Here is a 13,346-nt window from a genome sequence, read left to right as displayed (position 1 = left end):
CCAAGAGCTATATAACGCGAGTAATGGCACCTGGCCTTCCCGCGCCAGACAAAAACATTATACTGACGCCAACTTTCCATCCATGCCTGACGACGGAGTCTTATACTTATCAGCTTTGCCGCCTGGCGAGGCTCCGTGTGAATATTATCCAGCGCAATCATGTGCAGCAATTACTACCCGCAGATCCAGACGCCCCTGTAATGGTGTACGCGCACGGTTTCGGCTGTAACCAGGAGATGTGGGGCCTGCTGACTCCCGCATTTTCCGGCCTTTACCGGCAAGTGCTGTTCGATTACGTAGGCAGTGGCCGCTCAGACGCCAGCGCCTTCGAGGCCACTCGTTACCGCTCACTCGACGGCTACGCCCAGGATCTGCTCGAGGTTTGCGATATCCTCGACCTTACTCGGGAGGTGATCTTCGTCGGCCACTCGGTCAGTTGCAGCATCGGCATCCTCGCCGCCATACAGCGCCCGGAGCTATTCTCGCGCCTGATACTGATTGGCCCGTCACCTTGCTTTCTCAATGATCCACCTGCTTACCATGGCGGTTTTCAACGCAGTGATCTGGAAGCGCTGCTGGAACTGATGGCGCATAACCATCTTGGCTGGGCGCATTATTTTGCGCCACTGGTATCGGGCATGGGGTCAGATGGGCAAATCACCACGCAACTGTCCGACAGTTTCTGCTCAACCGATCCCTTGATGGCAAGGCTGTTCGCCGAAGCCACCTTCTTCTCCGACATCCGTAACGAATTGACGCGTTGTCCGACGCCCAGCCTGATCCTGCAGCACAGCCGCGATGCCCTGGTGCCGACCACGGTGGCCGACTACCTGCACATGATGCTGCATGACAGTACCCTGGAAGTACTCGACGTCAATGGCCACTGCGCGCACATGAGCCACCCCGAGCTGGTCGCAGCCGCCATGCGAAGATACCTGCATCATGTTCTACCTTGAGCGTCTGCCCTGCCCGATTCTGGTCACCGACTGCAATGGCTATGTGAAGCACTCCAATCTCGACTTCAAGAAGTTGGCCGGCGCTGCAGTGGCCGAGGACATGAATCACTACTTTCCACCTGCCAGCCGCATTTTCCTGCAAACTCACGCCTGGCCCATGCTGCTCAAGAATGGCGAATTCAACGAGCTCTACCTGCAGTTACTGGCCGCCGACGAACAGCACATACCTGTAATGGCGAACGCTCGCATCAGCGAGGCCGATGGCGAGCGCGAAGTACTCTGGTTGTTTTTCGTCGCCAAGGATCGCCAGCGTTTCGAAGCCGAGCTGCTCAAGGCACGCAGCCAGGCTCAGGAAACTGCTGCACAACTGGCCAAGGCTAACCTGGCGCTGCAGCACGCCAACGCTCAATTGACCGAATATGCCGTCGAGATCAGGAGTGAGGCTGAGCAGTTTGCCCAACTCAGCCATACCGACCCGCTCACGGCCTTGGGCAACCGACGGGCGCTTTCCCAGCAGGTCGAACAGTGGGTCGGCGCGAGTAGCGCCCAGGCATTGGGTAGCCTGCTGCTGATCGACGTCGACTTCTTCAAGAAGATCAACGATAACTTCGGCCATAACGAAGGAGATCGTGTACTGACCGAATTGGCCAAACAACTGCTGAAAAGCGTGCGCACTCAGGATACCGTCGTGCGTTATGGCGGCGAAGAATTTGCCATCTGGTCGCCACTCTCGGATAGCGATGCCGCCACATGCATCGCCCGGCGCGTCCATGAACAGGTTGCGCAAATCCGCCTGGAGGGTCGCCAGATAACCGTCAGCATTGGCTTTACTACCCAATCGCATCAGGGGCAAACGGCGGAACATTACCTTGCACAGCTGCTCACAGAGGCAGACGCGGCACTGTACCAGGCAAAAGCCGAAGGACGCAATCGCAGCGTCTGCTATCGATAAGCACATCAGTCTAAAAGCCCAGGGAACCGCTGAAAAACATTGTCGAGGTCGTCAGTGCAGGTAGAAGCCATCTCAAAAATCATCTAACGGCTTCATGCTATGTCGCTTCCAAGCGCCTACTTTTGGTAAAAAGCTGACTCCGGTGCTCATTTACTTAAGTAAACTCCGCTCCTCATCAACCTTTTGCCTTGCCTGAATCTCGCCAGCTGATTTTTGAGATGGCTTCCAGTTTTTCAGCGGTTCCATCGCTTTTAATAATTAACGCGATTTGTGGTCGGGATGGCGTTAATGAAAGCGCAGGAAAGAAGAGTTCTGGCCAACCCAGTAACGGGAATTATTACCCGCCAGACGATATTCCACTTTCAGGCCGGCATTGCCGAAGCCCTGATAGTAAGACAGCTTGAATACATGTTCGCCTTCGGTGAGGTCAATCGCGCAGGTTTGTACGGCGAGTGGTCGGCTACCGGGAAACTGGCATAGCGGTCGGTCGTTAATAATCAGCTTGAAACCGTCATCGCTGCCCACCAGAAAATGGTAGCTGCCGGCTTTTTTAACGGTGAAGGTCGTTTCTACATCGACAAAAAAATCCGTGCCGTAACCCAGCTCACCCAGTTTCGGATGTTTGAAGCGGTTTTGCTCGGCGATATTTAAAATATCGACCATCACTTTTTGAGTGTTAGTGATGTCGCGTTGCTGGTTAATGCTGTTGATACCAACGCGGTTTTTGCTGATCACCAGCTCCAGCACCGGATCAACCGTAACCGGCGTAATGCGGTAAATAATCAGCAGGGTGACAAGCGCCATCAATACCGACAGCAAGGTGTTTTTATTCAGATAGGCAGTCATTGTTTTATCTCACCACTTCCAGTCGCCAGAACTTGAACCATTCGCGCATTTCAAATTGATCGGCACTGATCGGAATGCTGTAAGTGAACGGTGAAAAGAACGCAAATACCGCGAACACCAGCACTGCAAAAGCGCCGGCATTGATCAGCGTGTGTTTGTTGTTTTGCAAAATTTCATCGCGATATATATAACTGAAAACCAGCGAAAGATTAATCACGGCAAAGATCAGTGGTATCAGGTAATGGTACAGATACATCACCCGTTCAATTTGCAGCATGGTGAGCATGTAAATCACATAGAGCGATGTAAACCCGCAAATCCATAAAAACAGTGAGCGGTCTTTTTCCGGGTTGCCGTAAACAAAGCGGCTGATGATAAGCCCGAGCGATAACACAATGCCCGCCAGTGCCGAGAACCATACAATCGGGTTGCCAATCAAATAGGTGTAATTGGTTTTTACCACGCCGTCATAAGTGTCTTTGCCCCAGCGGTAGCTGATGGTTTTGGCACTTAATGGCCAGCCGGTTACGTGGCTGCCGTTTTCACCCGGTTTGCACACGTCCAGCCGCGGTACGCCATCGGCGTATTCCGACATGTAGCGCCAGTGGTCTTTCATGCCGGTACGGAACGCGGTTAAGGAAAAGGTTTCACCTTTACGGATCAACTCCAGATATTCCGGCGAGGCTTTGTAAGTACGGTTGTTAACAATTTCCGAACCAAAACCGATATGAAAATAAAACACCGCAAGAAAAACACCAACCACCGGCAGGGTGCCGCTAGGTACGGTTTGCACCAGCCGTTTAAGCAGCGCGACAAGGTTCCAGCTTTTAATGTTGTGCCATTGATCGACACCGAACAGCATCACCATCAATAATAATAAAATGGCACCGTTCACTTTTACGGCGATAGTCAAACCAATCAAAACCCCCAGCCAGGCGTAATGGCCTAACCGTATCGGTTTGCCGGAGGTTGTTACCCGTGTGAAATAGTAGAGCGATGCGAGAATAAAAAATAACTGGATGCCTTCCAGCATTGCCGAGCGCGAATGTACCACCAGCGCATTATCAAAAATTACCAGGGTGCTGAACGCCGCTGCAATAAAACGGTGGCCGATAATGCGGTGCAAAATGCCGTACATAAACAGCACCGCGAAGGCCATCATAATCACCGAGGCAAAGCGGAACCCGTAAAAACTGAAGCCCGCCGGAATGTCGTTACCGGTAATGTAATCGGTGTTATTGAAGGCAGCTTTATTCAGACCATCGTTGGAGTTGAAAACCGTTTCACCGAGCGCCATCAACATTTTGCCCAGCGGTGGGTGCGGCTCCATGTACATCACGCCGTCAATATGTTTTTGTGCCGAGGCGATGTGATAGTTCTCGTCCCAGAACAGGGAATTGGGGTAGCCGTAATTAACGCCGTAGGTCAATAAGGCCATCAGCAGGAGTCCCGCAGGGAACAGGTGCTTTGCGTGTTTTTTGATCAGGTTAAGCATGCTCTTCTCGTTTTACATTCTGGCAATGGAAACGGCTGGTGGAGAACTTCCTGACTTTTAACCGGGTTGCAAAAATTGCATCATGCGCACACGAAATTAAGGCGCAATTCGGGCAAAGTAGAAAAGCCAGGCCGATGGATCTCATCCTGCACGGATTATGGTGTTGGAGTGGCAGGGAGATGGCAGCTGCCAATCTTGCCCTGTTATGCCAGGTCAGGCAAATAGTGAGCACAATTTTTTACCAAAAAATGACATTGCCCACATCCTCCGGGATATCGGGTAACCGGACAGCAAAACGGTCAACAGCGCCGTACAGGAGCAGAATAAATGACGGTAGATGCGATGCAGAAAAAGACGGGCAAATCGGTTTTGCTGTTGATCGCTTTATTACAGGGGCTGGCGCTACTGATTTTGCATGAATCCCGATTGCTGAATTTCTGGCCGGGCAATGATTTCGCCTGGTTGACCGGCTTGTACGCATTGACGGCGATTGGCCCGGTGTTGTTGCTGTTGTCTTTGTCGGGCAGCAACACCAAAGCGGTGGTGAGCTGGATTGCCGGCTTTTCGCTGTTAGCGGGTTTAGCCGGTTTTTATACCGGCAGCCAGATTTTACCCGGCACCGACTCTTCGCACGCAGAGCTGCATTTTTCCATGACCTTTTCGCTGGCGGTGGCAGCATTTATTGCCTTGCTGTTGATTCAACGCCACACCCGAAGCGCAGAAAATCTTTCTGACAAACTCTGTACCTTGTCGTGGCGCAATGCGCTCACGCTGGCCTGGTCGCTGCTGTTTATGTTGGCGGTGTGGTCGCTGCTGATGTTGTGGGCCGGTTTGTTCCGTTTGATTCAGGTCGATTTTTTTCATGAGCTGTTTACCGCCCGCTGGTTTTATTACCCCATCCTGTCAATGGCGCTGGGGTTTGGCGTGGTGATGTTTCGCGAGCATGTGCACTTCATCGATACTGTGATCGGCTTGCAGCAATCCATGATCCGGTTTTTGCTGGTATTGCTGGTGGTTATCGCCTTGCTGTTTCTGGTGTCGCTGCCCTTTACCGGTCTGGGCGTGCTGTGGGAAACCGGGCGCGGCAGTACGCTGATTTTATGGATGCAGGCCTTTTTGCTGTTGTTCGTTAACGCGGTTTATCGTGAACAGGATGCCAGGCCTGTATATCCGGTGTGGTTGCATTGGCTGGTGGCGCTGGGCGTATTGTCGCTACCGGTTTACAGTGTCATTGCCTCTTACGGTTTATGGCTGCGGGTAGATCAGTACGGCTGGAGCCTGGCGCGTTGTACCGGCGCGTTAATCTGGTTGCTGCTGACGGTTTTCTCAGTGGCTTATTGCTTGCTGTTGTTGCGTTACCGCGAGCGCTATTTGCAAGCGCTGGCACCGGTTAACCAGGCGCTGGCCTGGGTGGTTCTGGCGGCGATGCTGTTGATCAACTCGCCGTTGCTGGATTTTCGCAAAATTTCTGCCGACAGCCAGCTGGCCCGTTTACAAAGCGGGGAGCAAAAACTGGATGAGGCTGATTTTTATTATTTCCGCTACTCGCTGGAAAAACCCGGTTACGACGCGCTGATGACCTTCAAGGCGTCGCTGCGTGAAGACCAGGCGGATATCGCGATGCGGATTGACCGCCTTTACAGCGAGGGTGAATTTGACCCGGCTCTGAAAGCGGTGGTCAGTGATGCCTTTTTTGCCAGCTTGCAGCAGCAACCGGAAGCACCGCTACCGGAGGGGCTGAAAGCCGCGATTGGTGATTGGCTGAACATCGGCGTATTGCGCCAGACGCAATTCAAGGGCGCCTTCCTGCACCAAATGGATGTGAATGGTGATGGCGAAGATGATTACGTGCTGGACGCGAGGGCCAAAGAAGACTGGCGGGAAACCGCTGTGTTTTATCGCTCTGGCGATAGCTGGCAGGTGCAGCAATACCGTTTTCAACAGCGGGATGAATCAGCAGCGGATGATGAGACGGGCGTAGTCCTGCTCAAGCCGCAGTGGCCGCTATTGAAAATTGGTCAGCGTATTCTGCAAACCGATAGTAATTGGCCGAGCGAGCTCGTTGCTGAACCCGCAGAGCCAACGCCCTGACAACAAAAGTGGGTGACGAGTAACCGGAATGAATAATGGACTTTTAGGGTGATGGTCACTGTTGCTATGGGTTGTGGCACTTTTGCTGAACACTAAACGCAGGCGTCAACATACCGGGTTGCTGGCGATTGCCCTGGCGATCGGCGCGGCATTGGCGTGGTTGCAGTGGTGGCCGTTACCGGTTTCTCTGCAGCAACAGCCCTACGCCAGCATGCTGCTGTCCCGCGACGGCCAATTACTGGGCGCGCGCATTGCCGCCGACCAGCAATGGCGATTTGCGCCACCCCAACAGGTGCCGGAGCGCTACCGGCAAGCCTTGTTGCTATTTGAAGATCGCCGCTTTTATCAGCACCCCGGCATCGATCCTTTTGCCATTGCCCGTGCTACCTGGCGCAACCTGTCTCACCGCCGCGTAACCAGCGGCGGCAGCACCCTCACTATGCAGCTGGCGCGGTTGCTGCGGCAGCAGGATTACCTGTTACAACAGGATGCCCAGCCGCCGCGCTCCTTTGCCAGTAAAGGCATCGAAGCCTGGCGGGCGCTGCAACTGGAATGGCGATTCAGCAAAGATGAGCTGCTGGTGCATTACGCCGCTCATGCGCCTTTCGGGGGCAATATTGTCGGTTTGCAGGCGGCATCCTGGCGTTATTTCGGCCGCGCCCCCGAGCACTTGTCGTGGGCCGAGGCAGCATTGCTGGCGGTGTTACCCAACAGCCCCGGGCTGATTCATCCGGGCCGCCAGCGGGATCGCTTGCAGCAAAAGCGCGATCGTCTGCTAACCCGGTTGCAACAGGCAGGGTATTTCGGCGAACGCGATTTGCAACTGGCTTTGCTGGAGCCTTTGCCGGAGCGTCCGCAAGCCCTGCCTGCGGTTGCCAACCATCTGCTGGATACCCTGAGCAGTCGCGCCCCCGACGAGGCGGTTTATCACTCGACTATTGATGCCGTGCTGCAAAACAGAGTCGCCGCCATTGCCGGGCGGCATGGTCGCCTGCTCGCCAACGAAGGGGTGCATAATCTCGCCATTCTGGTGCTGGATCATCGCACCATGGAAGCCCGTGCGTATATTGGCAACCAGGCCTGGCAGCAACGTGCGGCGTATTCGCCGGGTGTGGATATTATCCAGCGGCCGCGTTCTACCGGCAGTTTGCTGAAACCTTTTCTGTACGGGTTGATGTTGCAGGAAGGCGAGCTGACCCCGACGCGGTTGATCCCGGATATTCCTTCCCGTTTCGGCAGCTACAGCCCGCAAAACTATCACCGCGATTATCGCGGCGCGGTGCCGGCCCATCAGGCACTTGCCTGGTCGCTGAATATTCCGGCGGTGCGCTTGTTACAGGAGTACGGCATTGGCCGTTTTCAGCATCAATTGCAGGCGTTGGGAATGACCACGCTGTTTCGCCCCGCCGATGACTACGGCCTGACACTGGTACTTGGCGGTGCCGAGGGCACGCTGTGGGAAATGACTGCTATGTACGCCCGGCTGACCGCCGCTGCGCGTGATGGCAGTGGTCGCGAGCAACCGCTGCAACCGCGTTTGCTGGTGGGTGAGACCGGGCCGCAAAAGTTGCCGGTGTTGGGGCAAGGTGCTGCCTGGCTCACCTTGCAGGCGATGATCGAAGTGGTTCGGCCGGGTGCCGATGCTTTATGGCGGGACTTTTCCGGCAGTCAGACCATCGCCTGGAAAACCGGCACCAGCTTCGGATTGCGTGATGCCTGGGCGATTGGCAGTAACAGCCGTTATACCGTGGGCGTATGGGCTGGCAATGCCGGTGGCGAACCAGCGCCATTGCTCAGCGGGCAGAGCACGGCGGCGCCGATTCTGTTTGATATTTTTGATGTGCTCGGGCCATCAGCCTGGTTTGCCCGCCCGGATCATGCCCTGAAAACCATCCGCGTATGTCGCGATGACGGCTATCTAGCCGGTGGGCAATGCGAAGCTATCAATATGTCGATCCCGGTAGAGAGCCATTTCCAAACAGTTACGCCTTACCATCGCCGCGTTCACCTCGATGTCAGCGGCCAATACCGGGTGCACAGCCGTTGCGAAGCCGTGGCCAGCATGCAAGCGGCAGACTGGTTTGTATTGCCCCCTGCGCAGGAATTTTTCCGCAAGCAATACCGCAGCGACTACAAACCGCTGCCGCCCTGGCGAAAGGACTGTCTTGCCGACAGCAGCGAGCTGGACAATGACCAGCCTATGGAGTTGTTGTATCCCCACGAGGGGAGTCGCCTTTATATTCCGGTGGATATCGACGGCCGCCGCTCGCGAGCGCTATTACAGGCGGTACACCGCCGCAGTGATGCGGTGCTTTTCTGGCATATTGATGACCGCTTTCTGGGTGAAACCCGGCTGTTCCACGAGCAAAGCGTGGCACTGGAACCGGGCTGGCATAAACTGGTGCTGGTCGATCAGCAAGGTTATACGCTGGTGCGCTGGTTTCGAGTGTTGGGGGAAGGGGAGCCTGATAGTTAAAAGCGGTAGTTTGCCTGTCCGTTTGCCATCAGGGCAATTGTTCCAAAAACGCATGAATAGGATCCCTGTAGCTCCGACGAGTCATCCCTCGCCGGGCGCCCCTGACTAACGGTTTTGGAACAATTGCCCTGACGTCAAACTCGCTTGTGCCAATTTCCGCAGTATCAGACTGGAAATTGTGCAGCAGTTTCCGGACAATGGCGGGCCTGAACCGGGGGCGACGTTATTGCCTGTAGCAACAAATGGCAATCCGGCCTTCGGCGTGTGGCTCAACACTGAGTCGCGCCTTATCCAATGAGAATGACAGCATGACACTCAACACCCTGACCATCACCCCGCCCAACAAAGCTCTGGTTGGCAAGGTTCAGCCGCCGGGCTCCAAATCCATCACCAACCGTGTGCTGCTGCTGGCCGGTCTCGCCAAAGGCATCAGCCGTTTGACCGGCGCCCTGAAAAGTGACGACACCCGCTATATGGCCGAAGCGCTGCGGGCGATGGGCGTGCAGGTGGATGAGCCGGACGATACAACCTTTGTGGTGCATGGTCAGGGCAAGCTGCAAGCACCGGCGCAGCCTTTGTTTCTCGGCAATGCCGGTACGGCAACCCGCTTTCTGACCGCAGCGGTCGCCTTTGTTGATGGCACCGTGGTGGTGGATGGCGACGAACATATGCGCAAGCGCCCGATTCAGCCGCTGGTAAAAGCACTGCACCAACTGGGTGTGGATGCCGATGCACCCACCGCTTGCCCGCCCGTTACCGTGAACGGCGGTAAAGGGTTTACAGCTTATAAAGTGACCATTGATGCCGGCCTGTCGAGTCAGTATGTGTCTGCCTTGCAGATGGCCGCTGCCTGTGCCGATCAGCCGGTGGATATCGTGCTGGCCGGTGAAGATATTGGCGCGCGTGGTTACATTGATCTCACCATTGCTGCCATGGAAGCTTTCGGTGCGCAGGTTGAGCGGGTCAGCCCGTCGGTATGGCGCGTGTTGCCAACCGGCTACAAAGCCACCGATTTCCTGATTGAGCCGGATGCCTCGGCTGCTACCTATTTATGGGCGGCTGAAGTACTGACTGGTGGCCGTATTGATCTGGGCGTGCCTACCGAGCAGTTTTCCCAGCCCGATGCCCGCGCTTACGATGTGATTTCCCAATTCCCCAATTTGCCGGCGGTGATTGACGGTTCGCAAATGCAGGATGCTATCCCCACCATCGCGGTGCTGGCTGCCTTTAACAACACGCCGGTGCGCTTTGTCGGTATTGCCAACTTGCGCGTAAAAGAGTGCGACCGTACCCACGCCTTGGCGCTGGGTTTGAATGCCATCAAACCTGGGCTTGCGGTGGAAGAAGGTGATGATCTGGTGGTGCACGCTGATCCGTCACTGGCCGGTACAACTGTGTCATGTTCTATCGACACTTTTGCTGACCACCGCATGGCGATGAGCTTTGCGCTAGCCGGTTTGAAAATCGCCGGTATCGCTATCGAAAACCCGCTGTGTGTTGGCAAAACCTATCCCGGTTACTGGAAAGCACTGGCGTCATTGGGTGTGACTTTTACCGAGCAATAAAAGACCGGATTGCAAGGGGCAATGGACTCCTGCGATTGAATGATTCGGACGTCCTTGTTTTCTCTTACATGGCGGTCGTTCTCCGTCTGTCCGGCTTTCATCAGGGTATTGATTCCAAAAACGCATAAATACATCCCTGTAGCTCCATCGAGTCATCCCTGATTTGTTGGCAGGACTGCCAACGAACACAACGGAGCCGCCCGAAGGGCGAGCCACAGGGAAGTGGCGAGTGATTCGACGGTTTTGCAATCAATACCCTGATGAAAACCTCGTCTTGCACCTCGATTCGAACTCTAAAATCTGTGGAAACCTTCGAGAAGGGAGGGCGTTAATTGCTTGCCCGCCCTCACCAAAACCGGGGACTATGCTCTCTGGTATGAATCTTGATTCCTCCGGTAGGTTTCGCCTTGTAGTGCGTTAACCGCCGGCTCTTTGTCTGGCCGCATCGCCAACCTGTGTAATAACCACTGTCGGGTTATCAGCAAGTGCGCAAATTTCACCAGTCTCGCGCGTCATATTGACTAAGGAAAAGCTATGCCCGGTATTAACCAACAAATTCTGATTGCTGCCATCGTTGGCGTAGTAGTGGGCTGGTTAATCGGTTATTTGCCGGAAGACGCATCACTGCGCGAAGGCACGCTCTACGCCAGTGCGATGGTAGGCGGTGTGTTTATCAGCCTGCTGAAAATGGTGCTGGTGCCGCTGATTTTTGCTTCCATCACCGTGGGGGTGGCGAATTTACAGGCACACCGCCAAGTGCATCGTGTGTGGGTTAGCACGATGATTTATTTTATTTCTACATTAGCCCTGGCGAGTTTGCTGGCGCTGGCGGTGACCAATTATTTCGAGCCGGGTAAGGGCATGTCGCTGTCGCTGTTTGCGGATGCCATGAATGAGTTTGAAGGCAAACAGCTGACGTTGCCGGAGTTCTTCCTGCACTTTATCACCACCCTCTTTCAAAACCCCTTCGCCGCCTTTGCCAATGGCAGTGTGCTGGCGGTGGTGGTGTTTGCGTTGTTTCTCGGGGTAGCGTTGGTGATGGGCGGGGAAAGTTACCGCACCATTCGCCAGTTTTTCCAGGAAGCGCTGGATCTGATGTTGCGTATTATCGGCTGGATTATGTATCTGGCACCGCTTGGCATCATGGCGCTGCTCATCAAACTGGTAGCAGAGCAGGATGCGGCGTTATTCACCACCATGCTCACTTTTATTGCGCTGATTTTTGGCATTACGCTGTTTCACGGCGCCGTGGTATTGCCGGGCATTCTTTACGCTTTTACCCGCCGTTCTCCCTTGTGGTTGTGGCGCGGCTCCAAAGAGGCATTGGTAACCGCCTTCGCCACCAGCTCCAGCACCGCCACCATGCCGATTACGCTGCGCTGTGTGCAGGATAATCTGGGAGTGCGCCGCGATGTTGCGGGGTTTGTCATTCCCCTTGGCACCACGGTGAATATGGATGGCACGGTGCTTTATGAGGCAGCAGCGGCGCTGTTTGTCGCCAATCTGGTGGGTATTGAGTTGAATCTTGCCCAGCAACTGGTGGTGTTCTTTATGGCGATGATCGCCTCGGTGGGTGCGCCAGGTATTCCCAGTGCCGGTATGGTGACCATGGTGATGGTGTTGCAGGCAGTAGGATTACCGGCGGAGGCCATTGCCATCTTGCTACCGGTGGATCGTTTGCTGGATACGATTCGCACCTCGGTAAATGTCGAGGGCGATATTGTCGGCAGCCTGGTGGTGGAAAAAATTGTCAATGATGCGGAGGCTCGAGGGCAGGGTTGATGTTCAGTCCCCGGAAAGTTGCAGTAATCTTTCGCTACGTCAAACCCGCACCAAACTGATGGTAGAAGTATGCCGCATGTAAACAATGCGGAACGGCGGGTAAATGAGTTCCCGAATCTGCTCTTGATCAAGCTCCGGAACCTTCCTGCCGGAGTCAGGATGATCAATCAGTCTCTGCACTTTTTCCAGAATAGTGCTCACAAACTGCTGACCGATGTTCGGAACGCCCTGTTCGAGGTAGTAAGCCTTAATGTTCTGAAGATCGTTTAACGCAGATCGCGCGATGACAAGCTTCACCTACATCACACCGAGTATTTTTCTGGCCTCGTCCAGGGTGACAGTATCGCCTTCGCGGACATCAGCCAGTCCTTGAGCTACCGCCTTGACGAAGCGCAGTTCTTCAGCAGTTTTTTCATAATCTTCAAGACCTTGCACTACCGCAACGCCTCTGCCCCGGCTGGTCAGGAGAATGGGCCGATGTGTGTCATTCGTACGACCCACCACTTTGCCAGGATTGATCTTCAGGTCAGATAGAGGAATAACATCTTCAGAGAATTTGGTTTGCATTTTAACGCCTCACTATTAACGGAGCCATTAATAGCACCTGTTTAAAGGTGCGGTCAAGGTGTGAGGTGAGATGAGGCAAGTCGGGACCCTTGGTACCGGTATCTCACGGCTAAAGCTTCCTGGGGGTTGTGATTTAAACGATAGGAGCAGAGCTGGGGAAAAGAGGCATTGTTTCCTTAAGAACACGCCGTAAACCCCTCCATGGGGGCTCGACTGCCGCATCCCTGCGGCAGACGGTTCTCAAGGAAACAATGCCTCTCTCCCGAAAGATCGGAGATTTATTTCGGGGACGAGGGAAAACTGGCCGGATTACAAAGGAAGAAATCCTGACCGCTTTTTGCCAAACAAAACCTCAGTGTCAAAGGGATGTGAGTAATACAGCTACCGGGAACCGTCTGCCGCAGGGATGCGGCAGTCGAGCCCCCATGGAGGGGTTCACGGCGTGTTCCTGGTAGCTGTATTACTCGCAGCCAAGCACCGAACAACCTACCGCCCCTGCCTCGCCTTAAACCGCGGGTTGGTCTTGCAAATCACATACAACCGCCCACGGCGCTTCACTACCTGACAATCCTTATGCCGTAGCTTGGCGGACTTTAATGAACCGAGTACCTGCATC

General features: G+C 54.6%; 11 protein-coding genes. 6 read left to right on the top strand and 5 right to left on the bottom strand.

All coding sequences use genetic code 11. The features are described from left to right. The first annotated feature begins 137 nt into the window (after positions 1-137). The gene (locus C4F51_RS17170) at positions 138-956 is read left to right on the top strand and encodes an alpha/beta fold hydrolase (protein ID WP_328701413.1); all 819 of its coding nucleotides are present in this window, start codon (positions 138-140) and stop codon (positions 954-956) included. Beyond that, positions 943-1,908 carry a GGDEF domain-containing protein gene (locus C4F51_RS17165; protein ID WP_193911913.1) on the top strand — a complete coding sequence of 322 codons (966 nt, stop codon included), beginning with the start codon at positions 943-945 and terminating at the stop codon, positions 1,906-1,908. Before C4F51_RS17170 ends, C4F51_RS17165 begins: the two co-directional genes overlap by 14 nt. A gap of 285 nt (positions 1,909-2,193) precedes the next feature. Here C4F51_RS17165 and C4F51_RS17160 read toward each other — a convergent pair whose 3' ends face one another. Together C4F51_RS17160 and C4F51_RS17155 are read right to left on the bottom strand one after the other, a co-directional pair. After that, the gene (locus tag C4F51_RS17160) at positions 2,194-2,754 is read right to left on the bottom strand and encodes a PA14 domain-containing protein (RefSeq protein ID WP_193911911.1); all 561 of its coding nucleotides are present in this window, start codon (positions 2,752-2,754) and stop codon (positions 2,194-2,196) included. 4 nt (positions 2,755-2,758) lie between these two features. After that, entirely contained in the window at positions 2,759-4,192 is a 1,434-nt protein-coding gene (locus C4F51_RS17155; protein ID WP_235992360.1) for a phospholipid carrier-dependent glycosyltransferase, read from the bottom strand. A 384-nt stretch (positions 4,193-4,576) separates the two neighbouring features. Between C4F51_RS17155 and C4F51_RS17150 the strand changes: the two genes are divergently transcribed. The 4 genes from C4F51_RS17150 to C4F51_RS17135 all read left to right on the top strand — a co-directional run bounded on the left by C4F51_RS17150 (position 4,577) and on the right by C4F51_RS17135 (position 12,163). Then, positions 4,577-6,340 (top strand): DUF4153 domain-containing protein, encoded by a 1,764-nt coding sequence (locus C4F51_RS17150; RefSeq protein ID WP_193911907.1) that lies wholly within the window; start codon positions 4,577-4,579, stop codon positions 6,338-6,340. Positions 6,341-6,422: 82 nt separating this feature from the next. Next, a complete protein-coding gene (pbpC, locus tag C4F51_RS17145) occupies positions 6,423-8,816 on the top strand; it encodes a penicillin-binding protein 1C (RefSeq protein WP_235992359.1) in 2,394 nt (797 codons plus the stop codon). Between the two features lie 308 nt (positions 8,817-9,124). Beyond that, positions 9,125-10,381, top strand: coding sequence for a 3-phosphoshikimate 1-carboxyvinyltransferase (locus tag C4F51_RS17140; protein ID WP_193911904.1), 1,257 nt, complete (start codon positions 9,125-9,127; stop codon positions 10,379-10,381). 534 nt (positions 10,382-10,915) lie between these two features. Continuing rightward, a complete protein-coding gene (locus C4F51_RS17135) occupies positions 10,916-12,163 on the top strand; it encodes a dicarboxylate/amino acid:cation symporter (protein WP_193911902.1) in 1,248 nt (415 codons plus the stop codon). Positions 12,164-12,202: 39 nt separating this feature from the next. On the opposite strand, the gene C4F51_RS17130 is transcribed toward C4F51_RS17135, so the two are convergent. From C4F51_RS17130 to ykgO, 3 genes are all read right to left on the bottom strand, one after another. Next, positions 12,203-12,460, bottom strand: coding sequence for a type II toxin-antitoxin system RelE/ParE family toxin (locus C4F51_RS17130; protein WP_193911900.1), 258 nt, complete (start codon positions 12,458-12,460; stop codon positions 12,203-12,205). Beyond that, positions 12,461-12,730, bottom strand: a complete 270-nt coding sequence (locus C4F51_RS17125) for a type II toxin-antitoxin system Phd/YefM family antitoxin (RefSeq protein WP_193911898.1) — start codon at positions 12,728-12,730, stop codon at positions 12,461-12,463. It lies immediately after the preceding gene. A gap of 486 nt (positions 12,731-13,216) precedes the next feature. Then, positions 13,217-13,345, bottom strand: a complete 129-nt coding sequence (ykgO, locus tag C4F51_RS17120) for a type B 50S ribosomal protein L36 (protein WP_193911896.1) — start codon at positions 13,343-13,345, stop codon at positions 13,217-13,219. Position 13,346 lies beyond the last annotated feature (1 nt).

The sequence above is a fragment of the Cellvibrio polysaccharolyticus genome, from assembly GCF_015182315.1.
GTDB classification, from domain to species: domain Bacteria; phylum Pseudomonadota; class Gammaproteobacteria; order Pseudomonadales; family Cellvibrionaceae; genus Cellvibrio; species Cellvibrio polysaccharolyticus.
The sequence above is the reverse complement of the archived record's forward strand: the minus strand, read 5'-3'. Positions and strand labels throughout refer to the sequence as shown.

Excerpts from the sequence above, each read along its gene's own strand:
- C4F51_RS17135 (WP_193911902.1), top strand. The coding sequence starts at position 10,916 with ATGCCCGGTATTAACCAACAAATTCTGATTGCTGCCATCGTTGGCGTA.
- C4F51_RS17155 (WP_235992360.1), bottom strand. The coding sequence starts at position 4,192 with ATGGCCTTATTGACCTACGGCGTTAATTACGGCTACCCCAATTCCCTG.
- C4F51_RS17140 (WP_193911904.1), top strand. The coding sequence starts at position 9,125 with ATGACACTCAACACCCTGACCATCACCCCGCCCAACAAAGCTCTGGTT.
- ykgO (WP_193911896.1), bottom strand. The coding sequence starts at position 13,345 with ATGCAGGTACTCGGTTCATTAAAGTCCGCCAAGCTACGGCATAAGGAT.
- C4F51_RS17160 (WP_193911911.1), bottom strand. The coding sequence starts at position 2,754 with ATGACTGCCTATCTGAATAAAAACACCTTGCTGTCGGTATTGATGGCG.
- C4F51_RS17165 (WP_193911913.1), top strand. The coding sequence starts at position 943 with ATGTTCTACCTTGAGCGTCTGCCCTGCCCGATTCTGGTCACCGACTGC.
- C4F51_RS17150 (WP_193911907.1), top strand. The coding sequence starts at position 4,577 with ATGACGGTAGATGCGATGCAGAAAAAGACGGGCAAATCGGTTTTGCTG.
- C4F51_RS17125 (WP_193911898.1), bottom strand. The coding sequence starts at position 12,730 with ATGCAAACCAAATTCTCTGAAGATGTTATTCCTCTATCTGACCTGAAG.